We start from the raw sequence: 25,815 nt of genomic DNA, 5'->3' as shown, positions 1-25,815 counted from the left end.
TGCATATGGATGACGATCTGACGGCACCGGTCATCATCGGGGTTGAGGCCTACCTCTCCGAGGACTACGCCCGCGCCGAACGAGACAAGCTGTGGCGCACGGTATGGCAGCAGGTGGGCCGGGTGGAGGAACTGCCCAAGGTGGGCAGCTACCTGACCTACGACATCCTCGACGACTCGATCCTGGTGGTGCGCACGGGTCCGGACACGTTCAAAGCTCACCACAACGTGTGCGTCCACCGCGGCCGTCGCCTGGTGGACACTCCCGCTGCGGCGAAAAATGCCTGCGGGCATAAGAAGTCGTTCGTCTGTGGCTTTCACGGCTGGACCTATGACCACGAGGGCAGCTGCATCCACATCCCCGAACGCGACGACTGGCAGGGTGCGCTGACCCCGGAGAACACGCATCTGAGCACCGTCCACGTCGACACCTGGGGCGGCTGGATCTGGATCAACATGGACCCCGCAGCCGAGCCGTTGCGCGACTACCTGGAACCCGCCGCCACCATGCTGGATCCGTTCAATCTGCAGGACATGCGCTGCAAGTGGCGAAAGTGGCTGCATTTCCATTGCAATTGGAAGGTGGCGATGGAGGCCTTCAACGAGACATATCACGTCGCTACCACTCATCCGCAATTCAACAAGTTCGGCAATTTCCGGGGGTGGGCCGCCGCGCACGGAAAGCACAGCAACATCGGCTACGACGCGCCCACGGACCTTGCCGAAACCAGGTCCAAGATCCGCCTCGGTACCGGCACCGACCCGCGTGTGTCGACCGCCGAGATGCAGCTCTACACCCTCGAGGAGACCAACGCGACCACCACCAGGACGCTGGTGGACGCGGCCTTGCGCCTGGTCGACGAACTGCCGGCTGATGCCCCGGCCGATCAGGTGCTCAGCCACTGGCTGTCGTCGGCCCGGAAGGACGACGAAGCGCGCGGCGTGACGTGGCCCACCATCGATCCCGAGCATCTGGCGAACAGCGGCACCGCCTGGCAGATCTTTCCGAATTTCCAGATCGGCCAGGGCCTGACCACGGCGCTGTGCTACAGCGCACGACCACACGGCTACGATCCCGACCAGTGCATCTTTGAAGCGTCCTGCTACGAGCTGTACCCCAAAGGTGAAGAGCCGCAGACTGAATGGGTGTATGCACCACCGGATGACCCGGACTGGCGCAGTGTCCTGCCGCAGGACTTCTCCAATATGGCCGCGGTGCAGCAGGGCATGAAGTCACTCGGTTTCCGCGGGCCCAAGCCCAACCCCTATATGGAACGCAGCACCGCGAACCTGCACCGCAACCTCGCGACCTACATGGGGACCGGCGCCCCGCAACCCTTGGCAACAGAGACGGAGATGCAACGATGAAGGTCAATCTCGGCTTCGGAGCACACAACTCGCAGGACTGGGAGCGTGTGCTTGCCAAAGACTTCAGTCGGCCGCCGGCCACACCGGACTGGGAGTGTGTGCAGGCCACCCTGGCGATCGCCGACCTGGCCGAACCGCTCGGCTTCGACGGCATCTGGATGCCGGAGCACTGTGGGACACCATACGGTATGACGCCCAACCCGATTCAAGCGCTGAGTTACTTCGCCGGACGCACCGAGCGCATCAGCCTGGGTACGTTCGTCGTGGTGGCACCATGGTGGCACCCGGTGCGGTTGGCGCACCAGATCGCCTACCTCGACATCATCTCCAACGGGCGTTATGACACCATCGGAATCGGCCGTGGAGTATCCAAGGGGGAGTTCGACGCCGTCGGTGTGCCCCGCGAGGAAAGCCGGCAGCGGTTCAACGAAACGCTGGACATCCTGCAAATGGCGCTGTCCGGCGAGCGATTCTCCTATGAAGGAGAGATCTTCACGGTGCCGGAGATGTCGCTTCGCCCCGAACCGCAGAGCCGCGATTTGTTCTCCCGCATCTACAGCTCGTCCTCGACCGCGGAGTCGCTGGAGATCCTGTCCCGCCGCGGCATGGTCCCACTGTTCGTGGGCAACAAGCCGATTGAGGACGCAGGCCGAGAAGTTCAGCAGGTGAACATCTTTCGCAAGGAAGAGGGTTTGCCGCCGTGTCAGCCCAAGAACGTCATGTTCATGTACTGCACGCCGGACGCGCAGGAAGCCGCGAAGTCCGAGGAGTGGATCTGGACGGCCAATCGCGATGTCACCGTACATTACGGATTTGCGGACGCGTCGAACTTCAAGGGCGTCAAAGGATACGAAGCGTACGCGGCGCGAGAGGCCACCGCCACCGCGGTGCTGGCGTCGTCGGTGACCGCGGCGCCGAAGGGCACCCCCAAGACACCGGGCTATCACGCGTCCAATCTGCTGATCGGAACGCCCGAGGAGATCTACCAGCGGATCGTTGCGGCCCAGGAGGCCTGCTCGTTCTCCGAGCTGACCATCGTCCCCCAGTTCGGCACCATGCCCTACGACGAGGCGATGGACAGCGCCCGCCTGTTCGCCCTTGAAGTGCTGCCCGCAGTGCATGAGATGGCTGCGCCGCTTCATGCCGCAGCGCTGCCGGAGAACGCTCTGGCATGAGCGAGGACTGCGCGCCGACAGTCACCCCTGGTGACATCGACCTGCCCGCACTGCGTGAAAAGTGTCGGCAGGAACGCGAAAAGCGGTTGCGCCCGGAAGGATCCCGGCAGTACATCGAGCTGGTCGACGACTTCGCCGGCTTCTACGAAATCGATCCGTATTCGCCGGATCTGGTTCGTGACCCGATCTCGGCGGACATCGACGTAGCGGTCCTCGGCGGTGGTTTCGGGGGTCTGTTGTGCGCGGCCCACCTGAAGAAGGCCGGCGTGCAGGACGTCCGCATCATCGAACTGGGCGGGGACTTCGGCGGCGTGTGGTACTGGAATCGCTACCCGGGATTACAGTGCGACAACGAATCCTACTGTTACATACCGTTGCTGGAGGAGCTGAACTTCATCCCGAGCAAGAAGTTCGCCGACGGCAGCGAGATCTACGAGCACTGCCGGCGAATCGGGAAGCATTACGGGCTTTACGATTCCGCTGTGTTCTCGACTCGGGTGAAGGCACTGCGCTGGGACGAGGAGATCAAGTCTTGGCAGGTGAGTACCAACCGCGACGACGACATCCGGGCGCGCTTCGTGGTGCTCGCCTCGGGGCCCTTCCACCGGCCCAAGCTGCCCGGCATACCGGGGATCAAGAACTATCAAGGACACAGCTTCCATTCGTCGCGCTGGGACTACGGCTACACCGGGGGCGACGCCACCGGCGGGTTGCACGGGCTGAGCGACAAACGCGTCGCTGTTGTGGGAACCGGGGCCACCGCCGTGCAGATCGTGCCCTTTCTGGGCCGGTATGCCAGGCATCTGTACGTGTTTCAACGCACGCCGTCCTCCGTCGGCGCGCGCAACAACGCCCCGACCGATCCCGAATGGGTGAAAACACTGCAACCGGGCTGGCAAAAGGAAAGGCAACGCAATTTTCACGCCTGGACGTTCGAGGGAATGGCTTTGGGCCAGCCCGATCTCGTCTGTGACTTCTGGACCGAACTCGGCCGCAATACTGCTGCCCGGGTCATGGCGTTGCCTGATCCGGCGGCCATGACACCCGAGCAGTTCATGGCGATCCGGGAGGAGGAGGACTATAAGGTCATGGAGCGGCTGCGGCGCCGGGTCGAGACCATCGTCGAGGACCCCGAGACCGCCGAGGCGCTCAAGCCCTACTATCGCTTCCTGTGCAAGCGACCCTGCACCAACGACGATTATCTTCCGACCTTCAACCGTCCGAATGTGACGTTGGTAGACGTCTCGGGCACCAAGGGAGTTGAGCGGGCTACCGCAAAGGGGCTGGTGGCCAACGGGATCGAATATGAAGTCGACTGCATCATCTACGCCAGCGGATTCGAGATCACCACGGAACTGAGCCGTCGGTACTCGATGGAGGCGATCGAAGGCCGGCACGGTCTGTCACTTTTCGAACATTGGCGCGACGGCTACCGGACGCTGCACGGGATGACCAGCCGCGGGTTTCCCAACCAGTTTTTCACCGGCTTCACCCAGGTCGGTATCTCCGCGAACATCGCCGCCAATTACGAACTGCAGGGTGAACACATCGCCTACATCATCGCGCAGGCGCTGGAACGGGGGGCCGGCACAGTGGAGCCCACCCGGGAGGCGCAAGACGCATGGTGCCGGACGATCCGGGATACCGCGATCGACAACAGCCAGTTCGACTCCGAATGCACGCCAGGCTATTACAACAACGAAGGTGGCGGAACCGAGGGAATCCGGTCCCACCTCGGTGAGCCGTACGGACCGGGCTTCTACGCATTCGGTGAACTGCTCGCGCAGTGGCGCGCCACGGGTGAGCTGGAGGGCCTCGAACTCGGATGAACGAACTCAGGTTCGACGATCGGGTCGCCGTGATCACCGGCGCCGCCAGGGGTCTGGGCAGGGAATACGCCGTGATGCTGGCCGCCCGGGGAGCCAAGATCGTCGTCAACGATACGGGCGGCACACTGGCCGGCAACGATGCGGACACCGCTCGGGCGCAAGAGATTACGGCCGAGATCAACGCGGCCGGCGGTGAAGCGGTCGCCTGCGCCGAGTCGGTGACCACCCCGGCAGGCGGACGGGCGATCATCCGAACCGCACTCGATGAATTCGGGCGGATCGACATCCTGATCCACAACGCCGGCACCGTGCGGCGCGGGTCGCTGAAAGAGCTGAGTTACGAAGACTTCGAGGCTGTTCTCGACGTGCATCTGCGGGGAGCGTTTCACGTAGTACGTCCCGCCTTCCCGCTGATGTGCGATGCCGGCTACGGCCGCATCGTTCTGACCTCCTCCATCGGCGGCATGTACGGCAACCAGGGCATCGCCAACTACGCCGCGGCGAAGGCCGGCCTGATTGGTCTGTCCAATGTCGTAGCACTCGAAGGTGCTGCGGAGGGTGTGCGGTGCAACGTGATCGTCCCGTCGGCGGTGACCAGAATGGCTGAGGGACTCGATGTTTCGGCCTATCCGCCGATGGGGGCCGAGCTGGTGGCGCCCGTGGTGGGCTTTCTCGCGCATGAGTCCTGCCCGGTGACCGGTGAGATCCTGATCGCCATCGCGGGCCGGGTGGCCCGCGCGGTGGTCGCGGAGAGCCCGGGCGTGCAGCGGTTGGCGTGGACCATGGAGGATGTCGCCGAACAGCTCTACGCGGTCCGGGATCTCAGCGCTCCGCTGGTCTTCCCGGTAGTCCCCGACGGGCATGCCGATCACATCAGGTACAGCTTCGAGTCAGCGGCGTGGGCGATCAAGGAGAATGCCCACCATGTCTGAGCCGAACCCAGGCCCCCTGGCGGGCGTCCGCGTCGTCGACCTCACCGCGATGGTCATGGGCCCCTACTGCACCCAGATCATGGCCGACATGGGTGCCGACGTCATCAAGGTCGAGCCTCCGCAGGGTGATGACACCCGCTACGTCTCCGTCGGCCCGGCTCCCGGCATGAGCGGCGTCTTCGTCAACGTCAACCGCGGCAAGCGAGGGATCACCCTGGACCTCAAATGCGATCCCGGTCGAAGAGCCCTGCGGGCTCTCATCGAGCGCGCCGACATCTTCATCCATTCGATGCGCGCCGCGGCCATCGGCCGGCTGGGACTCGGCTATGCCGACGTCAGCGCGATCAACCCGGCGATCATCTACACCAACTGCTACGGGTACAGCCGGCGTGGACCGCGGCGTGACCTGCCGGCCTACGACGACACGATCCAAGCCGCGTGCGGGCTACCCTTCGTGCAGCAGCAACTGACCGGCGAAGCCAACTACGTGGGCACCATCGTGGCCGACAAGGTCGCCGGACTGACGGCGCTGTACGCGACGATGATGGCCCTGTTCCACCGGGAACGCAGTGGTGAGGGTCAGGAGGTGGAGATTGGCATGTTCGAGGCCATGGCTTCGTTCATGCTCGTCGAGCACGCCAACGGTGCCATGTTCGATCCGCCGTTGGGTCCGGCGGTTTATCCGCGCACGGTGGCGCCCAATCGACGGCCATACCGCACCAGCGACGGCTACGTGTCGGCGCTGATCTACAACGACAGACACTGGGCTGCCTTCGTCGATGCGGTGCGGCCGGAGTGGGCGGCGGACTGTTACGCCACGCTGGAGGGCAGGGCACGGCAGATCGACACCATTTATGCGCTGCTGGCCGAGACTTTCGCTCAGCGCACCACCCGGGAGTGGCTGGGCCTGCTCGGCGAGCTCCAGATCCCGGCATCGGCGCTGTCGAGTCCGGCGGAGCTGTTCGACGACCCACAGCTCGAAGCCGTCGAGTTCTTCGAGACCGTTGACAGCGCGCACGGACCGGTGCGCTTCCCGGGCGTGCCGACCTGGTTCTCCCGGACGCCGGGCCGGGTCGCGGGTCCGGCTCCCGGCTTGGGTGCCCACAACGCCGAGGTGCTTGGCGAACTGGGTCTCACCTACGTCGAGGCTGAGGCAGCGGATACCGCGGTCAGACCTGATTGATGTGTGCCCGCGCGTCCCGGGCTGCAAAACCGTTGCGGGTCTTCGATAATCCCCGCGTGTCCTACCCCGGATCCGAACAACTCAAGCCTAAGCTGGCTCGGATCAAGAGGAGGGGCAGCGACGTATCGGCATCAAAACCGGCGCCGGACGAGGAAGAGGTCAGGGCGCGCTAACCGCGAGCACTGAGCCGGGTGGGAGAAATCCCGCACCGGCACGTTCTGCACCCAGGGCCCGTTGGGTTACCCCGGTGCGTCGGGGCGGCCGACCCGCGAACCGGGGAAGCATCGACCGGCGTGCCGGCATTCCGGCGTTGGACGGGCTGCGTGCGGTAGCCGTAAGCCTGGTACTGGTGGGCCACGGCGGCATTCCCGGCGTCGGCGGCGGGTTCGTCGGGGTCGACATATTCTTCGTCCTCAGCGGCTTCCTGATCACCTCGTTGCTGCTCGACGAGCTGGGGCGCTCCGGTCGTATCGACTTGACCGGCTTCTGGATTCGGCGTGCCCGCCGACTGCTGCCGGCGTTGGTCCTGATGGTGCTGAGCGTGGGTGCGGCCCGGGAATTCCTGCCGTATCAGTCACTCGACGGTTTGCGCGGCGACGCCATCGCGGCCTTCGCGTGGATGGCCAACTGGCGCTTCGTGGTACAGAAGACCGACTACTTCACCCAGGGAGCGCCCTCGCCTCTCCAACACACGTGGTCGCTCGGGGTGGAGGAGCAGTACTACATCGTCTGGCCCGCGTTACTGATTGTTGTGACGCTGTTGTTGGCCGCGCGGGCCAGGCGTTACTTCGCCAAGATCACCGTCGGCCACGTCCGGCTTGCCGCCTTCGTGATCGCCACACTCGGCGCGACGGCGTCGGCAACGGCCGCGATGCTCTGCACTTCTGATGCCACCCGGGACCGGATCTATTTCGGCACCGACACCCGTGCGCAGGCCTTGCTGGTGGGTGCTGCGGCATCGGCTCTGCTGGTTCGGGACTGGTCGTCGCTGAACCGCGGATGGTGCCTGATCCGGAGCCGCTGGGGACGACGGATCGCGCGGGTGCTGCCGATCGGCGGTTTGGCCGGGTTGGCGGCGCTTACGCATTACGCAACCGGAAGCGCGAGCGAGTTCCGCCATGGATTGTTGATCGCGGTGGCCATCGCCGCAGTTCTGGTGGTGGCGCCGGTGGCACTCGAGCAGCGCGGATTGGCGGCGCGCGTGTTGGCCTGTCCTCCGCTGGTGTGGCTGGGCGCGATTTCCTATGGAATCTATCTCTGGCATTGGCCGATCTTTCTCGTACTCAACGGCGAACGCACCGGCTGGTCGGGATTGGGCCTGTTCGGCGCCCGCTGTGCGGTCACGCTTGCGGTAGCCGCCGTCTCCTACTGGGCGATCGAGCAACCCATCCGTCGCTGGCGCCCACAGCGGGTCCCGTTGTTGCCGTTGGCCGCGGCGACGGTCGCCAGCGCCGCCGCGGCAACGATTTTGGTGGTGCCGGTCGGAACCGGTCTGCACGAGGTCGGCCTGCCGCCCGGCGTGTCCGCGGTGGCGGCGGTCTCGCCCTCACCTCCGGCGGACAGCCGGCCCGCGCCGGGGCCGCGAGATCCCAATCAGCCCTTTACCGTATCGGTGTTCGGCGATTCGATTGGCTGGACCATGATGCATTTCCTGCCGCCGACGCCCGGCTTTCGTTTCATCGACCACACGGTCATCGGATGCAGCCTGGTGCGCGGCACACCGTACCGCTACATCGGACAAACCTTGGAGCAGCGACCCGAATGCGACTCCTGGCCGGGGCGTTGGGCAAGCCAGATCGCCCAGGACCGGCCAGACGTCGCGCTGCTCGTCATCGGCCGCTGGGAGACGGTGGACCGGGTGAACGAGGGCAACTGGACCCACATCGGTGACCCGGCATTCGACGCTTACCTGAACTTCGAATTGAACCGGGCGCTGGACATCTTCGGCTCCACCGGCGTGCGGGCGATGGTGGCCACCGTGCCCTACAGTCGCGGCGGCGAGAAACCCGACGGGCGGTTGTACCCCGAGGACCAACCGGACCGCGTCAACCAGTGGAACACGATGCTGCGCAACGCAGTTGGTCAACGGAAGAACGTCGGAATCGTCGACCTCAACAAGAAGCTCTGCCCGGACGGGGTTTACACCGCCAAGGTGGACGGCGTCAGGGTGCGCAGTGACGGCGTGCACCTGACCCCTGAGGGGGTGAAGTGGATGTTGCCGTGGCTCGAGGAGTCGGTGCGCTAGCCGGATGCTGTCCAGCAGCTGAGTTCCATGCTGTCGCTGGCTCGTGCCGGGAAATTGAAACTGACGTAACCGTTGTCGGGCTCACGCACGTAGTCCAGGTAGGGCCGCAGGTCGGCGGACTCGGTGTTGTCGGCGACGATCAGCGCGCCGGGCGACAGTGACGGTTCCAACAGCTTGATCACCGGCAGGTACAAATCCTTCCACCCGTCCAGCAGCACGAAATCCACGGGCTCTTCCAAGTCCGCCAGAGTGGAAAGCGCATCACCTTCCAGGATGGTGATCGTTCCTGCCAAGCCTGTCTCGGCGAAGGTGCGTTTCGCCGCGGCGATCTTGGTGTCGCTGAGTTCGGTGGTCACCACCCGCCCGGTGCCGTTGTCACGCAACGCTGCGGCAAGATGAATAGCGGAGATGCCGAACGACATTCCGAATTCGACCACCGTTCGGGGACGGGTCGCACGCACCAACGCGTAGAGCAGCCGGCCCGCTTCCGGTGTCACCGGGATGTAGAACTCGCGCATCGCCTCGGTGCGCTCGGCCGGTGTCATCGGCCGATCGAACTCCCCGATTATCTCCCGCAACCGCGACATCTGTTCCTCCGATGCGGTGTACATCCGCGTGAGTGTCGAGGCGACCACGGGGTCTCGCAAAGTATTGGCCATACCGCCGACAGTAGGCGCGCCCGCCCAGCCGGGCGCTTGGGGACCGAGTTTGACGTGCTGGGTTCGCAGTGCCACCATGGGAAGCTGCAAGCACCTCGGTAGGTGAGGCGTCTGCACGGATACAGGCCACTGACCCCGAACGTCGAAAGACGCCCCGGGTCAGGACAGCTCTTCCCGGCTTAAGGGTTGAGCCCAAGTGGCTTCCGGTCGTCCCGGCCGGATACGCCGTGCAGTGCCAAAGCTCCGACGAGAGGGGTGCGCTCGACGGTTTGGTTGAGCGTTCGCGTCTCCGTGGTGAATGTGGTGACACCCCCGTGTGTCCTGGCCGTGAGGAGGTGAGGGCGAGATGAGTCCCGGCGATAGTCCGTATCTGAAATCCATTCCGTCCCGACCCGGCTCCGGCCAGGTGACTGGCTGAAATCACGCTGCGCGCTGAATGACGCGAGCCGGTCGGGCTTCCACGTCAGGAGTAGTCCAATGACCACAACGACCACGACCTCTGCGATTCGGCGCCTGGGTCGGCACCTTGGCCGCATGTGGACGGCATCGCTGCACATGACCGCCCAAGAGCGCGCCGACGCGTATGTGAACCGCAGCCCCCTCTCGGTGATCGCGGGCTAGCGAATTCGGCCCGGATCAGATTCGCCGTCAACGCTTTTGAGTCAGATTGTGAGGGTCGCATGACCTCGATCTCCACCCACAGCCCGGTGCTGCCGGCGGTGGCCGAACCGGTGGTGCTGGACTGCGCGCACACCGGCGACATCGTCGGAGCCTTCGGCCGCATCGGTCGAGACGCCGCCCTCAGCGGCCGTTGGCGCCGACTGCGAACCCTGCTGGTCATCAGTGGTCCCGGTCTGATCGCCATGGTCGGCGACAATGACGCCGGCGGTGTAGCGACCTACGCCCAGGCCGGCCAGAACTACGGCATGGCACTGCTGTGGACGCTGGCCCTGATGGTTCCGGTGCTGTACGTCAACCAGGAGATGGCGTTACGCCTGGGCGTGGTTACCCGAGTTGGGCACGCACGACTCATCTTCCAGCGATTCGGGAAGTTCTGGGGCGCCTTCAGCGTCGGTGATCTGTTGCTGCTCAACGCATTGACGATTGTCACCGAGTTCATCGGGGTGTCCCTGGCGCTGGGCTTTCTGGGTTGTCCGAAAATCATCGCGATCCCAGCGGCTGCCGTGCTGCTGTTCGCGGTGGTGGCCGGCGGTTCGTTTCGCCGTTGGGAAGCTTTGATGTTCCTGCTCATCGCGGTGAACGTGGTGATCGTCCCCATGGCCCTGCTCGTTCGTCCCACCTGGACTGGTACCGCGGGCGGGTTGCTTCCACAATTCCCCGGCGGTCTGAACTCCACCGTGCTGTTATTGGTTGTCGCGATTGTCGGAACAACGGTGGCTCCGTGGCAGCTGTATTTTCAGCAGTCCAACGTGGTGGACAAGCGCATCACGACGCGCTGGATCCCCTATGCCCGAGCCGATTTGGCACTTGGCATCGTCTTGGTGGTGGTCGGGGCAACGGCTTTGATGGCGGTGACCGCATTCGGATTGGCGGGCACCGCCGCTGCCGGCAACTTCACCGACGCGAGCGCCGTTGCTTCCGGCCTGGCGCAGCACTGCGGCAGCACCGTCGGGGTGCTGTTCGCGGTCATCCTGCTGGACGCCTCGTTGATCGGTGCCAACGCGATCGGACTCGCCACCACCTACGCCGTCGGAGACGCGTTGGGAAAGCGGCATTCGCTGCACTGGAAGATCACCGAGGCACCCGGGTTCTACGGCGGATACGCGCTGCTGCTCGCGGTGTCGGCGGGCGTCGCGTTCAGCCCCGACCATGTGCTGGGCCTGATCACCCAGGGCGTGCAGGCACTGGCCGGCGTCGTGTTGCCATCGGCCACTGTCTTCCTGGTACTGCTGTGTAACGATCGAAAGCTGCTGGGCCCGTGGTCGAACACGTTGCGGCAGAACATCGTTGCCTGGACCATCGTATGGAGCCTGATTCTGCTGTCACTGGCGCTGACGGCAGCCACCCTGTTTCCGCAGCTGTCGACGAAAACCATCGGGATCGGACTCGGGGCAGGTGTGCTGATCGGTGTCGCCGGTGGTGCAGTCGGGGTCGTCGCCGGTCGTCGCGACCCCGCCGCGCGGCTGACCCGCACTGAGCAGAACGCCAACCGTCAACGGGACCTCGCCGGCTGGCAAACGCCGAATCTCGCAGTCCTGCAACGTCCGACGATGTCACCGACGCGGCGCGCCGGCCTGTTCACCCTGCGCGCTTACCTCGTGGTCGCGGTCGTCCTGGTAGTGGTCAAGATCGTCCAGACCGGGCTGAGCTAACGGCGGCAATCGCGTTGAGGCTGCACCTTTGGTGATCCGGCCCCAGTGCTCCGCTCGGCTAGTTAAGCCACCACGTCGATCGGATCACCGATGTTGACCTGGTTGAAGTACCAGGCCGCGTTGTCGGGGCTCAGGTTGATGCATCCGTGGCTGACATTGGCATAGCCCTGAGAATTCACCGACCACGGAGCCGAATGCACGTACACACCGCTGGAGGTGACGCGAACCGCGTACTGAGCGGTGATCAGGTATCCGTCCGAGGAATTCAGTGGGATTCCGATGGTGCGCGAGTCCATCACGACGGTGCGTTCCTTGGACATGGCGTTGAAATTGCCGATCGGTGTGGGGCGGCTCGGCTTGCCCATCGAGGCCGGCATGGTGCGGAGCACTTCACCGTTTCGGCTGACGGTGAAGGTGTGCGCGGAAATGCTTGCTACGCCCAATAACTCGTCGCCGGTGTCGAAGCCTTCGGTCAGTTCCTGAATTCCCACCGAGATGTGGCTGTGCGCGGGCCAGTGCCGGTCCGGGATCCATTGCACGAGGTTGCCGTCGAGCCACTGGAAGTGGCCGGTCATGTTGGACGGCGAGCTGATGTGAATGGCCCGCTCGGCGGCACGACGGTCGATCACCGGTGCCGTGAATGTCACCTCCACCGGGGCTCCCACGCCCACCACCGCGCCGCTGGACGGAAATATCGAGGCGACTCCGGGCAGCGGGTGCGGCACCGGGACGGCACCGGTGGCGGGGCTGCCGGACCCGGCCGCGGCCATCGTCGTGATCGCAACCAACACAAACAGATAACGAACCGCTCGACGCATGGTTTTCACCCTCCGGGACAGCGCGATAAGCACGACATCCCAGTCTAGTGGTTGTTGCGACGGTGCGGGCCATAGCAAACAATTCTGGTGTAGCGGGGAAGGCGCGGCGGCGCCAGGCTGGCCCGCCGGGGGTCGACGCGCTAGCCTCAGCGGGTTCGTGCCTACGGCCCGAAGGAGGTGCGGGTGCTTTTCCGTCAATTGGAGTACTTCGTCGCGGTGGCCCAGGAACGTCACTTCGCCCGTGCCGCCGAGAAGTGTTATGTGTCACAGCCCGCGTTGTCGGCGGCGATTGCCAAGCTTGAGCGGGAACTCAACGTCACCTTGATCAACCGTGGGCACAGCTTTCAGGGATTGACTCCCGAGGGGGAGCGGCTGGTGGTGTGGGCCAAGCGGATACTCGCAGAGCACGATGCCTTCAAGGCGGAGGTGCATGCGGTGCAGTCGGGCATCACCGGGACGCTGCGGCTGGGCACCGTGCCGAGCGCGTCCACAACGGCCTCCCTGGTGTTGTCCGCGTTTTGCTCGGCGCACCCCCTGGCAAAGGTGCAGATCTGCTCCCGCCTGGCCGCGACCGAGCTCTACCGCCGGCTGCACGAGTTCGATCTCGACGCCGTCATCGCCCACCCGCCGCCGTTGGACAGCAAGGACGGCCAGGATGTGGCCCTGGTGCCGCTCTACGATGAGCAGTACGTGCTGCTGTCGCGGGGGGACATGCTCCCGCCCGGTGCCGCTGCGCTGCGCTGGCCCGAGGCCGCGCAACTGCCCCTGGCATTGCTGACCGAGGACATGCGGGACAGACAGGTCATCGACGCGGCCTTCGCCGAACATGACATCACCGTGCACCCGCAAGTCGAAACGGATTCCGTTGCATCGCTGTTCGCACAGGTTGCGAACGGCAACTGGGCCACCATCGTGCCGCACACCTGGCTGTGGATGACGCCGACGCGGGGCGAAGTTCGCGCAGTCGAACTCATCGATCCGTCGCCACGGGCACCGATCGCGTTGGCCACCAACGCGTCCGGCCCGGGGTCTCCGGTGGCCCGTGCACTGGTTGCGTCGGCGAGGGAACTGCACCTCGACGAGTTCTTCGACGCGCAGCTGCGAAGCCTCACCCAGGGGCGTTGACACTCGGGCGGTCAGGGCTTCGCGGCACTCTTGGGATTGAGGCTGGCCAGGTGTCCGCTCTCCACTCCGGCGGCAGGGTCCAGTTGGCAGTCGATCAAAGCGGGCTCGCCGGACGCGAGTGCCTCGGACAGTGCCTTCTGCACTTCGTCCGGAGATGACACGTGATACCCCTTGCCGCCAAATGCTTCTGCGAGCAACTCGTGGCGGGCGCCGGCATTGAGCACCGTGGGTGCCGGGTCGGGCCCCGACACCGCTTCATCGCCTCGGTAGACGCCGCCGTTGTTGAGGATGACGACGGTGACCGGCAGCCGGTAGCGACAGATGGTTTCGATCTCCATGCCGCTGAACCCGAACGCACTGTCACCTTCGATGGCGACGACGGGCCGGCCGGTCTCGACGGCGGCGGCGATGGAGAAGCCCATGCCGATGCCCATCACGCCCCACGTTCCGGTGTCCAGGCGGTGACGCGGCAACTCCATGTCGATGACATTGCGGGCCAGGTCCAGTGCGTTGGCGCCCTCATTAACCACGTAAACGTCCGGATTATCTTGCAGCACAGCGCGAATAGCGCCCAGCGCGTTGTAGAACCGCATCGGTTGCGGATCCTCGGTCAGCCGCTCGCGCATCTTGGCGTCGTTGCGGGCCTTTCGCTCGGCGAGTTCGTTGGTCCACGCCGGGTCTGCACTTATCGGGCGGGTGGCCAGGCCGTCCCGCAGTGCGGACATCACCGAGCCGATGTCGCCTGCCAGCGGCGCGTCGATCGGCTGGTTACTGTCAAACTCCGAGGCCGCGATGTCGATCTGGATGAACTTGGCGTCGGCAGACCACTGTGGTGATTCCCCATGTCCCAAGAGCCAATTGAGTCGCGCTCCCACCAGCAGTACCGCGTCGGCGCGGGCGATGGCCAGTGAACGCGCGGCCGCGGCCGACTGCGGATGCGAATCGGACAGGAGGCCTTTGGCCATCGACATCGGCAGGTAGGGGATGCCGGTGCATTCGACGAAGTCTCGAATCACGTTGTCGGCTTGGGCGTATGCGGCGCCTTTGCCCAGCACGATCAGCGGTCGCCGGGCCTGCGTGAGGATGTCCAAGGCCCGTTCCACTGCGTCCGGCGCCGGCAGTTGGCGGGGGGCGGGGTCCACGACCCGCCAAATGGATGCCGCTGCCACCGAAGCTTCCATAGCCTGGCCGAGCACCTCGCCCGGGATGTCCAGGTAAACACCGCCCGGCCGGCCGGACGCCGCGGTGCGAATCGCCCGGGCAACACCACGCCCTATGTCCTCGGCCCGTGCGATCCGAAAGGCCGCCTTGACGAATGGCCGAGCCGCATTGAGCTGATCGATGTCCTGGTAGTCACCGCGCTGCAGGTCCACCACCGCCCGCCCGCTGGATCCGGAGATCTGAATCATTGGGAAGCAGTTGGTGGTGGCGTTCGCCAGCGCGGGCAGGCCGTTGAGGAAACCCGGGCCCGAGGTCGTCAGGCACACACCGGGCCGCTGGGTGAGGAAACCGGCGGCGGCCGCCGCGTTGCCGGCGGAGCCTTCGTGGCGGAAGCCGATGTAGCGGATACCCTCCTCCTGCGCGGTGCGCGCCAGATCGGTGATCGGGATGCCCACGACCCCGTAGATCGTCTTGACATCGTTGGCCTTCAGTGCGTCCACCACCAGGTGAAAGCCGTCGATGAGCGGTTGGTTCATGGCGGCCGCCCCCTCTCGTGTCGGTGTCTCGGCACTCACTGTCGTCCGGTTCGGCGGCTGTGTCCAAGACCTGGTCGCTATCCGGTGATACACGCCTCCTATTGACTATTAGCGGATCGGTATTGGACAGCGAGTGTCGCAACGCGGCAGGGTTCTCGGCAGGTCCAAGACCACGGAGGAAGGAGCGCTGCCGTGACATCTGTGCGGAATTCACGCGTCACCGATTTGATCGAGGCGGCGGCGACCCGCGCGCCGGATGCGACGGCGCTTGTCGCCACCGTCGACCGCATCCCGGTGACCTATCGTGACCTGCTGCGGCTGGCCGACGAGCTGGCTGCCCAATTGAGCGGGGCCGGCTTAATGCCCGGCGACCGGGTGGCACTACGTGCGGGCAGTAACGCCGAATTCGTCGTCGCGCTGCTGGCGGCGTTGCGCGCGGGCCTGATCGTCGTGCCGTTGGACCCGGCCCTGCCGGTCGCCGACCAGCGGGCACGTGGCGAAGCGGCAGGGGTCCGCGCAACGCTGGTGGACGACGTTGGATCAGAGGTCTGGCCGGTGACCGTCGTCATCAACGGCGATGACGGCACGCTGTCAACGCATCTGGATGCGTCGTGCGGTCTGCTCCCGGTCTCCTGCACGCCGGAGGGCCTGCACGACGACGACGCGATGATCATGTTTACCGGCGGCACCACAGGACTGCCCAAGATGGTGCCGTGGACGCATCACAACATCATCAGCTCGGTGCACGCCATCGTCACCGGCTACCAGCTGGGCCCGCAGGACGCCACGGTCGCGGTGATGCCGCTCTACCACGGCCACGGGCTGGTCGCGGCGCTGCTGTCGACGCTGGCTTCCGGCGGCACGGTGTTATTGCCCGCCCGCGGACGGTTCTCGGCGCACACGTTCTGGGACGACATCGAGGCCGTGGGGGCGACCTGGTACACCGCTGTGCCGACGATTCACCAGATATTGCTGGAGCGAGTCGCCACCATCCCGGAGGACAACCCAAGGGCTGCACTGCGTTTCATTCGCAGCTGCAGCGCGCCGCTGACCCCGGAGGTGGCCGGGGCGCTGCAGGCCGAGTTCTCCGCGCCGGTGCTGTGCGCGTTCGGGATGACCGAGGCCACCCACCAGGTGGCCAGCACGGGTATCGATCAGGAGGTCAATCCCGCGGTCTCAACCGGTCTGGTGGGCCGCTCCACCGGGCCGCAGATCCGTATCGCCGGCAACGACGGACAACCCCTGGAGCCGGGAGCCATCGGCGAGGTGTGGCTGCGGGGCGAAACCGTGGTGCGCGGCTACCTCGGTGACCCCAAGATCACGGCGGCGAACTTCACCGACGGCTGGTTGCGCACCGGCGACCTGGGCACGCTGTCGGAGGACGGCGACCTGGCGATCCGTGGGCGGATCAAAGAACTCATCAACCGCGGCGGCGAGAAGATCTCCCCGGAACGCGTCGAAGGCGTGCTGGCCACTCACCCGAACGTGATGGAAGTGGCGGTGTTCGGGGTGCCCCACCCGATGTACGGCGAAGCCGTGGCGGCCGTGCTCGTGCCCCGGGGTGCGGCCCCTACCGCCGAAGAGCTCACCGAGTTCTGTCGAGAGCGGTTGGCGCCCTACGAGATTCCCGCCACCTTTCAGGTGGCCGACGAGCTGCCGCATACCGCCAAAGGCTCGCTGGACCGTCGCGCGGTGTCGGCGCGTTTCGGCCAGCCGGCCTGAGAACGTGAGGCGGTGACGCTTCCCCAGGCGGCGCGTGCTCCCGAATCGCCGACGCGGTAGGTCTGCACCAGTGTGGCCGCGGCCGCGGCCACCACCAGCACGGCGATTACAACGTGCACAACCGGTTTGACGGCGCGACCGCGCGCCAGACGCAGCTGCACGACGCCCAGCGCGGTCACCGTCACCGCCAGTGCCGTAACGATGTAGACCAGCGTTTCACCCAACTCGGCGTGCCTTCCGATCGCGGGTGAGTCGCCGACTTTCCCTGCCAGCCAGGCACCCGAGCTGGTGGTCAGCGGCGTCGCGATCAGCGTGACCACGGCCAGCGTCAGGGTCAGCCAGATCAGCCGCCGGCGCGCCGCCGTCCAGACCGCACACATGGCTGCCAGGATCGCCGCCAGCGGACCGAGTACGACGACCAGGTGGTTGAGCAGGATGTGGGCCGGGAGGCCGTTGACCGTCGACATTCTGGTGAACTACGCCGTGCTCATCACCCGGGCCGCCACGGACTCGGGCATCGGTTCATAGCGTGCGAACGAGCGGGTGAATGAGGCGGCACCGTGCGCGAGGGAGCGCAGATCGATGGCGTACCGCGTCAATTCCACCTGCGGCACTTCGGCATTGACCACCGTGCGTTCGTTACCCGCGGTCTCGGTCCCCAGCACCCGGCCCCGGCGCCCGGACAGGTCGCCCATCACCGCGCCTACGTAGTCGTCGGGCACCATGACCGAGATCTCGTCGATCGGTTCGAGCAGGATCACCTTCGTCGCCGCGGCGGCCTCGCGCAGCGCCAACGCCCCTGCCATCTGGAACGCGAAATCCGAGGAGTCGACGCTGTGTGCCTTTCCGTCGAGCAGCGTGACGCGGATGTCGACCATCGGGTATCCGGCGTGCACACCCTTTTCCATCTGCGCCCGGACACCCTTTTCCACGCTGGGGATGAACTGGCGCGGGACCGCCCCGCCGACCACCTTGTCCACGAATTCGAACCCTGCGCCCTCCGGAAGCGGCTCGACCTCGATGTCACACACCGCGTACTGGCCGTGGCCGCCGGACTGCTTGACATGGCGGCCATGGCCTTTGGCCTTGCCGCCCAGCGTTTCCCGCAGCGGCACCCGCAATTCGACGGTGTCCACGCTGACGCCGTAGCGGTTGGCCAACGCGTCGAGCACCACGCCGACATGGGCCTCACCCATACACCAGAGCACCACCTGGTGCGTCTCCGGGTTTTGTTCGATGCGCAGTGTCGGGTCCTCCGCGGCCAACCGGCCGAGCCCGACCGACAGCTTGTCCTCGTCGGTCTTGGCGTGCGCCTGGATGGCCACCGGTAGCAGCGGTTCCGGCATCGTCCACGGCTTGAGCACGAGAGGTTCGGACTTGTCCGACAGCGTGTCACCGGTCTCGGCGCGGCTGAGCTTGCCGATGGCGCAGATGTCACCGGCAACCACGGCGGGCGCCGGGCGTTGCTGCTTTCCGAGCGGAAAAGACAGCACCCCGATGCGCTCGTCCTCGTCGTGGTCCGGGTGTGTGCTGCCATGTCCTTGAGGACCCGAGCCGCCGTTACCGAAGAACGACGAAAAGTGGCCCGACACATGCACGGTCGCGTCCGGTTTGATAGTTCCGGAGAACACCCGGACCAGGCTCACGCGCCCGACGTAGGGGTCCGATGTCGTCTTCACCACCTCGGCGAGCAACGGCGCGTTCACATCGCAAGCCAACTCCTCGTGCGTGGCGCCCTGCGGCGTGAAGACCTCGGGAAGGGGGTGTTCCATCGGCGACGGGAAGCCCCGGGTGGCGACTTCGAGTAGTTCGTGGGTGCCGACACCGGTGCTGCTGCACACCGGGATCACCGGGAAGAATGAAGCGCGGGCCACTGCCTTCTCCAGGTCCTGAATCAGGACCGATTCGTCGATCGCCTCACCGCCGAGATAGCGCTCCATCAGCGACTCGTCCTCGGACTCCTCGATGATGCCCTCGATCAGGGCTCCGCGGGCCTCCTCGATCCGGTCGGCCTCGGATGCATCCGGCATCGACTGGGTGCGCGTGCCGTCGGAGTAGTTGTACTGGGTCTGCGAGAGCAGACCGATCAGGCCCTGGCAAACGGGGGAGCCGGTGGGCAGGTACAGCGGTAAAACCTTGTCGCCGAAGGCATTCTGCGCAGCGTCCAAGGCCTCGGCGTAGTTGGCGCGGGCGTGGTCGAGCTTGGTGATCACCACCGCCCGCGGCATGCCGACCTGGCTGCATTCCTGCCAGAGCGACTTGGTGGGCTCGTCGACGCCTTCATTGGCGGCGATGACGAACAGGGCACAGTCGGCGGCGCGCAGGCCGGCCCGCAACTCACCAACGAAATCGGCGTAACCGGGCGTATCGACCAGATTGACCTTGATGCCGTCGTGCGCCAAGGACGCTACGGCGACACCCACGGAACGTTGCTGTCGGATCTCGGCTTCATCGAAGTCGCAGACCGTACTGCCGTCGGTGACCGAACCCGGGCGGGACAGCACCCCGCCCGCGACCAGCAGAGCCTCTACCAGGGTGGTCTTGCCTCCTCCGGAAGGCCCGACCAGGACCACGTTGCGGATACCGTCCGGGCCGTTTGCGGTGGGGGCCATTCCCGAGCCCTGCGACGCGCTCACTCTGTCGGCCATGACATTCCTCCAGTCCTCCCGGGGCGTCACGCCGACTCCCGTACGCGGCGTGATCCAGCCCACAGGACGCATCAGCAACTTTTCCCCCAACCGCCGCGCTGCACAAGGGCCGGCAATACCGGGATGTCAGGCGTGCCATCCCGACCAGCGCGTCACGCTGACCGTGATCACCGGCCCGGTCAAAGGAATAGATTGGTACTGGGGATATTTGGCGCGCAGCAACCGGTACCCGGTATCCAGCGGGTCGCCGTCGGAGGCGATGGAGGCGACTCCGTCGGCCCGAACCCACCACAGTTGCGTCCAATCGTCAGCGTAGTGATCGACGAGCAGGCTGACCGCCGGGTTGTGCTCGATATTGGTGAGCCGGCGCAACCGCTGGCTCTTCTTCGGCTTTGCGTCCACGGCCGTGTAGATGACGTCGCCGTCGGCCGCGAACACCACCGGCACCAGGTGCGGTACGCCCTCCGGCCCGACTGTGGCCAGTCGCGCGACGGGCGATCCAGCGAACCGGGCCCGGGCCTCCACGTGCCCAGCCTAATGGGAGCGAGTCGCATCAACGGCGTTGACGATGGCGCATTGCCGGCGTCTCGGGCATGGCGGTAGGCCCCGGGTGTCGGGGGGAACGGCGCCGACGCCGCGGCGACACTGGCGGACTCCTGCCCGGCAACGGTGAGCCGGGGCCGTCGAGCCCCGGATTTGGTGCCGGAACGATCGATAGGCTGCAGCCCGGGCGCCAATCCAGTGATTACCGTCACTGATTGCTGTCGCAGGGTCGGGCACGACCTCATTGAGCAAGCGGCTTCCCGATCAGGCGCCCTAGCAGGCGCGACGGCGCGCGGTGCATTTCGCTGAATTGGCCACTGACCACCGTAAAAACGGGTATCTGGATTACGGTGGTGCAAAGAATGAATATCGGCGCCGCGCCGGCCGGACCTTACGGCTGGGATAATCGATTATTCACCCGACGCAGGAGGTTTTCCGGATGAGCAGATCGCGCCACCCGGCATTGACGTGGTCATGGCTGGTTGCCGTCATGGCCGTCGTGGGAACGGTCTTCGGACTCGGTCTGGCAACGCCGCCCGCACATGCGGCGCCGTACAAGCAGTACCCTTCGGTCCCGCTCGACCCGTCGGCGCTCGTCGGGCAGGTCGGTCCGCAGGTGGTCAATATCAACACAAAGCTGGGCTACAACAACGCGGTGGGAGCCGGCACCGGCATCGTGATCGACCCCAACGGCGTCGTGCTGACCAACAACCACGTCATCTCCGGCGCCACGGACATCAGCGCCTTCAGCGTCGGCGACGGACGCACGTACGGCGTCGACGTGGTCGGTTACGACCGCACCCAGGACGTCGCGGTGCTGCAGTTGCGCGGTGCCGGTGGCCTGCCCACGGCCACGATCGGCGGCGGCGTCAGCGTCGGCGAACCGGTCGTGGCGATGGGCAACACCGGTGGTCAGGGTGGTACGCCTCGGGCGGTGGCCGGCAAGGTACTCGCGGTGAACCAGACCGTCCAAGCCTCGGACTCGCTGACCGGCGCCGCAGAAACGCTGAACGGCCTGATTCAGTTCGAAGGCGCGATCCAGCCCGGCGACTCTGGTGGCCCGGTGGTCAACGGCGCGGGGCAGGTCGTCGGGATGAACACGGCGGCCACCGAGAACTTCCAGATGTCTCAGGGCGGGCAGGGCTTCGCCATCCCGATCGGTACGGCGATGGGCGTTGCCAACCAGATCCGCTCGGGCGGCGGATCGCCCACCGTGCACGTCGGTCCCACCGCGTTCCTCGGCCTCGGCGTCGTCGACAACAACGGCACGGGCGCACGCGTCCAGCGCGTGGTTGCCAACGCCCCTGCCGCGGCCGTCGGAATCTCCAACGGAGATGTCGTCACCGCGCTGGACGGTACCCCGATCAACTCGGCCACAGCGATGTCCGACGCGCTCAACGGCCACCACCCCGGCGATGTCGTGTCGATCAGCTTCACCTCCAAGACCGGTGTGGCGCGTACTGAAAACGTGACCCTGGCGGAGGGTCCGCCGGCCTGATCGAGTCAAATCGATTGGCGCTGGCGATGATTGGCGTCCATGCTCCGAGCAGGTTGCCTGTGGTGATTCTGAAAGAGGTACGTCGGGTACCCGTGGCATCGTGGATTTGATGAATGACGCGACTAGCGCCTCAAGGCAAGATCCCGCGCACCATCCAGCGGCAGGCAGCCATGTCGAAGGAGGTGTGGTCGAGCACCCGACCGCCGAGGACTTCGACAACGCGGCTGCGCTGCCGGCGGATCCGACCTGGTTCAAGCACGCGGTGTTCTACGAAGTGCTGGTGCGGGCGTTCTTCGACTCGAACGCCGACGGCTCGGGTGACCTGCGTGGACTCATCGACCGCTTGGACTATCTGCAGTGGCTCGGGGTGGACTGCCTCTGGCTGCCGCCGTTCTACGATTCGCCGCTGCGCGACGGTGGTTACGACATCCGCGACTTCTACAAGGTGCTGCCCGATTTCGGCACCGTCGACGATTTCGTCGCGCTGATCGACGAGGCGCACGCCCGCGGTATCCGGGTGATCACCGATTTGGTGATGAATCACACATCCGAGTCGCATCCGTGGTTTCAGGAGTCCCGTCACGACCCTGACGGGCCGTACGGCGACTATTACGTGTGGAGTGACACCAGCCAGAAGTACACCGATGCCCGGATCATCTTCGTCGACACCGAGGAGTCGAACTGGACGTTCGATCCGGTGCGGCGGCAGTTCTACTGGCACCGGTTCTTCTCTCACCAGCCAGACCTGAACTACGACAACCCGGCCGTGCAGGAAGCGATGATCGACGTCCTGCGGTTCTGGCTCGGCCTGGGCATCGACGGGTTCCGGCTGGACGCCGTGCCATACCTGTTCGAGCGGGAAGGCACCAACTGCGAGAACCTGCCCGAGACGCACGCCTTCCTCAAGCGGGTGCGCAAGGTGGTGGACGACGAGTATCCCGGCCGGGTGCTGCTGGCCGAGGCCAATCAGTGGCCGGCCGACGTCGTCGAATACTTCGGCGATCCTACGACGGGCGGGGACGAATGCCATATGGCGTTCCACTTCCCGCTCATGCCGCGCATCTTCATGGCGGTGCGCCGGGAGTCCCGTTTTCCGATCTCGGAAATCCTGGCCCAGACGCCCGACATTCCGGACTTAACCCAGTGGGGGATCTTCCTGCGCAACCACGACGAGCTGACGCTGGAAATGGTCAGCGACGAGGAACGCGACTACATGTACGCGGAGTACGCCAAGGATCCGCGGATGAAGGCCAACGTCGGTATCCGGCGCCGTCTGGCGCCCTTGCTGGACAACGACCGCAACCAGATGCAGCTGTTCACGGCGCTGTTGTTGTCGCTTCCCGGTTCGCCGGTGCTGTACTACGGCGACGAAATCGGCATGGGCGACGTGATCTGGCTGGGTGACCGCGACGGCGTGCGGACTCCCATGCAGTGGACACCGGACCGCAACGCCGGATTCTCCACCGCCAACCCCGGCCGGCTGTACCTGCCGACCAACCAGGATTCGGTGTACGGCTATCAGGCCGTCAATGTCGAGGCGCAACGGGACACCTCGACCTCGTTGCTCAACTGGACCCGCACCATGCTCGCCGTGCGGCGCCGCCACGACGCATTCGCCGTCGGGTCATTTCACGAACTCGGTGGATCCAATCCGTCGGTCCTGGCATATGTGCGGGAAGTGCCGCGCGAGGGCGCCGAGAATGACGTCGTCATGTGCGTCAACAATCTGTCTCGGTTTCCTCAGCCGATCGAATTGAACCTGCAGCAATGGAACAACCACATCCCCATCGAACTCACCGGACAGGTGGAATTCCCCCGGATCGGGCATCTGCCCTATTTGCTGACGCTTCCCGGCCATGGGTTCTATTGGTTCCAGCTGTCCACTTCCGAGGAGGACCGATGACCCGCCCGACCCCGATGCCCGCACACTTGCCCTGGCCGGACTGGCTGCCGCAGCAACGCTGGTACGCCGGCCGCAACCGGCAACTGTCCACTGCCGACGTGTCAGTGGTGGTGCCGCTGCGTGACAACCTGGACCTGGTGCTGATCGACGTCGCCTACACCGACGGCTTCACCGAGCGCTACCAGGTGATCGTCGGGTGGGACACCGAACCAGTCACCGAGTACAGCACCCTGGCCACCATCGGTTCGGTCGACGACCACACCGCCTTCGACGCCCTATACGATCCCTCGGCATCACAGTTCCTACTGTCACTGATCGAATCTGCCGCGGTCCGCGGCGATTCGGGCACACAGGTCCGGTTTGCCAAAGAACCCGACGTACAGTTGCCGCTGGACGCCTACCCTCGGGTCTCGGACGCGGAGCAGAGCAATACCAGCGTGATTTTCGACCGGGCGCCCTGCGCCATCTTCAAGGTGTTCCGCCGGGTCAGTCCCGGGATCAACCCCGATATCGAGCTCAACCGGGTGCTGGGGCGAGCTGGTAATCCGCACGTGGCCCGGTTGCTCGGCGCCTACGAGATCGGTGCGGCCGGGGATCCGGATGCGTCATCGCCGCTTGGGATGGTTACCGCGTTCGCCGCGAACGCCGCGGAGGGCTGGGCAATGGCAACCGCGAGTGTGCGCGATCTGTTCGCCGAGGGCGACCTCTACGCCCACGAGGTCGGCGGCGACTTCGCCGGTGAGTCCTACCGGCTCGGCGAAGCGGTGGCGTCGGTGCACGCGACCCTGGCCGAGACCCTCGGGACTACGCAAACCGCGTTTCCGCTCGACCACGTCCTGTCACGGCTGTCGGCCGCCACGTCCACCGTGCCCGAACTCGAGCAGTACGCGGCGACGATCGAGGAACGATTCGTCAAGCTGGCCGACGAGCAGATCACCGTGCAGCGGGTACACGGGGACCTGCACCTGGGGCAGGTGCTGCGGACCCCGGAGAGCTGGGTGCTGATCGACTTCGAAGGGGAACCGGGCCAGCCGCTGGAAGAACGGCGGGCGCCGGATTCACCGTTGCGTGATGTAGCCGGGGTGTTGCGATCTTTCGAATACGCGGCCTACGGGCCGCTGGTCGAGAACGCGGCCGACAAGCAGAAAGCCGCACGCGCCCGGGAATGGGTTGAGCGCAATCGCACCGCCTTCTGCGACGGATATGCCGCCGCCTCCGGTGTGGATCCGCGGGATTCGGGGTTGCTGCTGGCCGCCTACGAACTCGACAAGGCGGTTTACGAGACCGGCTACGAGGCGCGGCACCGTCCCGCCTGGCTGCCGATTCCGCTGAGATCGATCGCCCGGCTGACCACGGTGTGACCTCAGCTCGTGGTGCCGCCGGTGCCAGGCTCTGGGAGCATGCTTGTGTGCAGAAAGAGATGTACGACAGCGAAGCCAGACTGGCCTGGGTGCTGGCCGCTCTGGCCGGGGTGCTGGGAGCCACGGCGTTCACCCACTCCGAGGGATATTTCGTCACGTTCATGACCGGCAACGCGCAGCGGGCCGTGCTTGGCGTGTTTCGTGACGACGTGACCCTGTCGCTGAGCGCGGGCACTTTGCTGCTGTGCTTTGTGGCCGGCGTGATCATCTCGTCGGTCTGCCGGCGCCGGTTCTGGGTGGAGCATCCCCATGGTCCGACCGTGCTGACCACCTTCTGCCTGGTGTTCGCCACAGGGCTCGACATCGTCCTGGGCGGGTGGGAGGAGTCCCTGCTCGACTTCGTGCCAATCATGTTCGTGGTATTCGGGATTGGCGCCCTCAACACCTCCTTCGTCAAAGACGGTGAGGTGTCGGTACCGCTGAGTTATGTCACCGGCACGCTGGTCAAGATGGGTCAGGGTATGGAGCGGCACATCGCCGGCGGGAGAATTGAGGACTGGTTCGGCTACTTCATGATGCTGGCGACGTTCATGTTGGGGGCCGCGATCGGTGGAGCGATCAGTCTTGTGGTCAGCGGGACGCAGATGCTCGGTGTCGCCGCGTTCGTGTGTGCGGTGACGACCTGTTACACCTACATGCACGCCGATCGGCGTGGGTTGCTCGACTAGCTGCCGTGGGACCCCTTGGGACAGCGAACATCGGCAGCAGCGCTGGCCG

20 protein-coding genes and 1 riboswitch are annotated in these 25,815 nt (G+C 65.5%); of the genes, 14 read left to right on the top strand and 6 right to left on the bottom strand.

Annotated elements, in window-relative coordinates; all coding sequences use genetic code 11:
* Positions 1–5: 5 nt before the first annotated feature.
* The 6 genes from ACX9NE_RS27490 (at position 6) to ACX9NE_RS27465 (ending at position 8,731) form a co-directional block, all read left to right on the top strand.
* The gene (locus tag ACX9NE_RS27490) at positions 6–1,367 is read left to right on the top strand and encodes an aromatic ring-hydroxylating oxygenase subunit alpha (protein WP_459364870.1); all 1,362 of its coding nucleotides are present in this window, start codon (positions 6–8) and stop codon (positions 1,365–1,367) included.
* Entirely contained in the window at positions 1,364–2,542 is a 1,179-nt protein-coding gene (locus ACX9NE_RS27485) for an LLM class flavin-dependent oxidoreductase (protein ID WP_459364869.1), read from the top strand. Before ACX9NE_RS27490 ends, ACX9NE_RS27485 begins: the two co-directional genes overlap by 4 nt.
* Positions 2,539–4,371 (top strand): flavin-containing monooxygenase, encoded by a 1,833-nt coding sequence (locus ACX9NE_RS27480; RefSeq protein ID WP_459364868.1) that lies wholly within the window; start codon positions 2,539–2,541, stop codon positions 4,369–4,371. Before ACX9NE_RS27485 ends, ACX9NE_RS27480 begins: the two co-directional genes overlap by 4 nt.
* Positions 4,368–5,303 carry an SDR family NAD(P)-dependent oxidoreductase gene (locus ACX9NE_RS27475; RefSeq protein ID WP_459364867.1) on the top strand — a complete coding sequence of 312 codons (936 nt, stop codon included), beginning with the start codon at positions 4,368–4,370 and terminating at the stop codon, positions 5,301–5,303. The genes ACX9NE_RS27480 and ACX9NE_RS27475 overlap by 4 nt, the downstream gene beginning before the upstream one ends.
* On the top strand, positions 5,296–6,486 hold the full coding sequence (locus ACX9NE_RS27470; RefSeq protein ID WP_459364866.1) for a CaiB/BaiF CoA transferase family protein: 1,191 nt from the start codon (positions 5,296–5,298) through the stop codon (positions 6,484–6,486). The genes ACX9NE_RS27475 and ACX9NE_RS27470 overlap by 8 nt, the downstream gene beginning before the upstream one ends.
* A gap of 247 nt (positions 6,487–6,733) precedes the next feature.
* Positions 6,734–8,731: a DUF459 domain-containing protein gene (locus ACX9NE_RS27465; protein WP_459364865.1), complete on the top strand. Its 1,998-nt coding sequence runs from the start codon at positions 6,734–6,736 to the stop codon at positions 8,729–8,731.
* Here ACX9NE_RS27465 and ACX9NE_RS27460 read toward each other — a convergent pair.
* Complete coding sequence (locus ACX9NE_RS27460; RefSeq protein WP_459364877.1) at positions 8,728–9,390, bottom strand: O-methyltransferase; 663 nt, start codon at positions 9,388–9,390, stop codon at positions 8,728–8,730. The genes ACX9NE_RS27465 and ACX9NE_RS27460 overlap by 4 nt on opposite strands.
* An 87-nt stretch (positions 9,391–9,477) precedes the next feature.
* A riboswitch (M-box (ykoK) riboswitch) is annotated at positions 9,478–9,652 on the top strand.
* A 215-nt stretch (positions 9,653–9,867) separates the two neighbouring features.
* On the opposite strand from ACX9NE_RS27460, the gene ACX9NE_RS27455 reads away from it, so the two are divergent.
* Positions 9,868–10,011, top strand: coding sequence for a hypothetical protein (locus tag ACX9NE_RS27455; RefSeq protein ID WP_459364864.1), 144 nt, complete (start codon positions 9,868–9,870; stop codon positions 10,009–10,011).
* A 59-nt stretch (positions 10,012–10,070) separates the two neighbouring features.
* Positions 10,071–11,723 (top strand): NRAMP family divalent metal transporter, encoded by a 1,653-nt coding sequence (locus ACX9NE_RS27450; protein WP_459364863.1) that lies wholly within the window; start codon positions 10,071–10,073, stop codon positions 11,721–11,723.
* 62 nt (positions 11,724–11,785) lie between these two features.
* Here the strand turns inward: ACX9NE_RS27450 and ACX9NE_RS27445 are convergent, their stop codons facing one another.
* Positions 11,786–12,541, bottom strand: a complete 756-nt coding sequence (locus tag ACX9NE_RS27445; RefSeq protein ID WP_459364862.1) for a L,D-transpeptidase — start codon at positions 12,539–12,541, stop codon at positions 11,786–11,788.
* Between the two features lie 183 nt (positions 12,542–12,724).
* Here ACX9NE_RS27445 and ACX9NE_RS27440 point away from each other — a divergent pair, with 183 nt between their 5' ends.
* The gene (locus ACX9NE_RS27440) at positions 12,725–13,666 is read left to right on the top strand and encodes a LysR family transcriptional regulator (RefSeq protein ID WP_459364861.1); all 942 of its coding nucleotides are present in this window, start codon (positions 12,725–12,727) and stop codon (positions 13,664–13,666) included.
* An 11-nt stretch (positions 13,667–13,677) separates the two neighbouring features.
* On the opposite strand, the gene oxc is transcribed toward ACX9NE_RS27440, so the two are convergent.
* A complete protein-coding gene (gene oxc, locus ACX9NE_RS27435; RefSeq protein WP_459364860.1) occupies positions 13,678–15,363 on the bottom strand; it encodes an oxalyl-CoA decarboxylase in 1,686 nt (561 codons plus the stop codon).
* A 192-nt stretch (positions 15,364–15,555) separates the two neighbouring features.
* On the opposite strand from oxc, the gene ACX9NE_RS27430 reads away from it, so the two are divergent.
* The gene (locus ACX9NE_RS27430) at positions 15,556–17,085 is read left to right on the top strand and encodes a FadD7 family fatty acid--CoA ligase (RefSeq protein ID WP_459364859.1); all 1,530 of its coding nucleotides are present in this window, start codon (positions 15,556–15,558) and stop codon (positions 17,083–17,085) included.
* On the opposite strand, the gene ACX9NE_RS27425 is transcribed toward ACX9NE_RS27430, so the two are convergent.
* The 3 genes from ACX9NE_RS27425 to ACX9NE_RS27415 form a co-directional block, all read right to left on the bottom strand.
* The gene (locus ACX9NE_RS27425) at positions 17,001–17,552 is read right to left on the bottom strand and encodes a DUF2231 domain-containing protein (protein ID WP_459364858.1); all 552 of its coding nucleotides are present in this window, start codon (positions 17,550–17,552) and stop codon (positions 17,001–17,003) included. The genes ACX9NE_RS27430 and ACX9NE_RS27425 overlap by 85 nt on opposite strands.
* 9 nt (positions 17,553–17,561) lie before the next feature.
* The gene (locus ACX9NE_RS27420) at positions 17,562–19,733 is read right to left on the bottom strand and encodes an elongation factor G-like protein EF-G2 (protein ID WP_459364857.1); all 2,172 of its coding nucleotides are present in this window, start codon (positions 19,731–19,733) and stop codon (positions 17,562–17,564) included.
* 126 nt (positions 19,734–19,859) lie between these two features.
* Positions 19,860–20,258 (bottom strand): TIGR03668 family PPOX class F420-dependent oxidoreductase, encoded by a 399-nt coding sequence (locus ACX9NE_RS27415; RefSeq protein WP_459364856.1) that lies wholly within the window; start codon positions 20,256–20,258, stop codon positions 19,860–19,862.
* A gap of 457 nt (positions 20,259–20,715) precedes the next feature.
* On the opposite strand from ACX9NE_RS27415, the gene ACX9NE_RS27410 reads away from it, so the two are divergent.
* The 4 genes from ACX9NE_RS27410 to ACX9NE_RS27395 all read left to right on the top strand — a co-directional run bounded on the left by ACX9NE_RS27410 (position 20,716) and on the right by ACX9NE_RS27395 (position 25,766).
* The gene (locus ACX9NE_RS27410) at positions 20,716–21,774 is read left to right on the top strand and encodes a S1C family serine protease (protein ID WP_459364855.1); all 1,059 of its coding nucleotides are present in this window, start codon (positions 20,716–20,718) and stop codon (positions 21,772–21,774) included.
* Positions 21,775–21,883: 109 nt separating this feature from the next.
* Positions 21,884–23,677 carry a maltose alpha-D-glucosyltransferase gene (treS, locus tag ACX9NE_RS27405; RefSeq protein WP_459364854.1) on the top strand — a complete coding sequence of 598 codons (1,794 nt, stop codon included), beginning with the start codon at positions 21,884–21,886 and terminating at the stop codon, positions 23,675–23,677.
* On the top strand, positions 23,674–25,038 hold the full coding sequence (locus ACX9NE_RS27400; protein ID WP_459364853.1) for a maltokinase N-terminal cap-like domain-containing protein: 1,365 nt from the start codon (positions 23,674–23,676) through the stop codon (positions 25,036–25,038). Before treS ends, ACX9NE_RS27400 begins: the two co-directional genes overlap by 4 nt.
* Before the next feature lie 47 nt (positions 25,039–25,085).
* Positions 25,086–25,766, top strand: coding sequence for a YoaK family protein (locus tag ACX9NE_RS27395; RefSeq protein WP_459364852.1), 681 nt, complete (start codon positions 25,086–25,088; stop codon positions 25,764–25,766).
* The last annotated feature ends 49 nt before the right edge of the window (positions 25,767–25,815 follow it).

This window comes from Mycobacterium sp. ML4 (assembly GCF_054515735.1).
The sequence above is the reverse complement of the archived record's forward strand: the minus strand, read 5'-3'. Positions and strand labels throughout refer to the sequence as shown.

What these genes read in the sequence shown, in the direction of transcription:
- ACX9NE_RS27425 (WP_459364858.1), bottom strand. Translation starts at nt 17,552, where the DNA reads ATGTCGACGGTCAACGGCCTCCCGGCCCACATCCTGCTCAACCACCTG.
- ACX9NE_RS27470 (WP_459364866.1), top strand. Translation starts at nt 5,296, where the DNA reads ATGTCTGAGCCGAACCCAGGCCCCCTGGCGGGCGTCCGCGTCGTCGAC.
- ACX9NE_RS27475 (WP_459364867.1), top strand. Translation starts at nt 4,368, where the DNA reads ATGAACGAACTCAGGTTCGACGATCGGGTCGCCGTGATCACCGGCGCC.
- ACX9NE_RS27485 (WP_459364869.1), top strand. Translation starts at nt 1,364, where the DNA reads ATGAAGGTCAATCTCGGCTTCGGAGCACACAACTCGCAGGACTGGGAG.
- ACX9NE_RS27400 (WP_459364853.1), top strand. Translation starts at nt 23,674, where the DNA reads ATGACCCGCCCGACCCCGATGCCCGCACACTTGCCCTGGCCGGACTGG.
- ACX9NE_RS27460 (WP_459364877.1), bottom strand. Translation starts at nt 9,390, where the DNA reads ATGGCCAATACTTTGCGAGACCCCGTGGTCGCCTCGACACTCACGCGG.
- ACX9NE_RS27480 (WP_459364868.1), top strand. Translation starts at nt 2,539, where the DNA reads ATGAGCGAGGACTGCGCGCCGACAGTCACCCCTGGTGACATCGACCTG.
- oxc (WP_459364860.1), bottom strand. Translation starts at nt 15,363, where the DNA reads ATGAACCAACCGCTCATCGACGGCTTTCACCTGGTGGTGGACGCACTG.
- ACX9NE_RS27455 (WP_459364864.1), top strand. Translation starts at nt 9,868, where the DNA reads ATGACCACAACGACCACGACCTCTGCGATTCGGCGCCTGGGTCGGCAC.
- ACX9NE_RS27490 (WP_459364870.1), top strand. Translation starts at nt 6, where the DNA reads ATGGATGACGATCTGACGGCACCGGTCATCATCGGGGTTGAGGCCTAC.
- ACX9NE_RS27420 (WP_459364857.1), bottom strand. Translation starts at nt 19,733, where the DNA reads ATGGCCGACAGAGTGAGCGCGTCGCAGGGCTCGGGAATGGCCCCCACC.
- ACX9NE_RS27450 (WP_459364863.1), top strand. Translation starts at nt 10,071, where the DNA reads ATGACCTCGATCTCCACCCACAGCCCGGTGCTGCCGGCGGTGGCCGAA.
- treS (WP_459364854.1), top strand. Translation starts at nt 21,884, where the DNA reads ATGAATGACGCGACTAGCGCCTCAAGGCAAGATCCCGCGCACCATCCA.
- ACX9NE_RS27445 (WP_459364862.1), bottom strand. Translation starts at nt 12,541, where the DNA reads ATGCGTCGAGCGGTTCGTTATCTGTTTGTGTTGGTTGCGATCACGACG.
- ACX9NE_RS27410 (WP_459364855.1), top strand. Translation starts at nt 20,716, where the DNA reads ATGAGCAGATCGCGCCACCCGGCATTGACGTGGTCATGGCTGGTTGCC.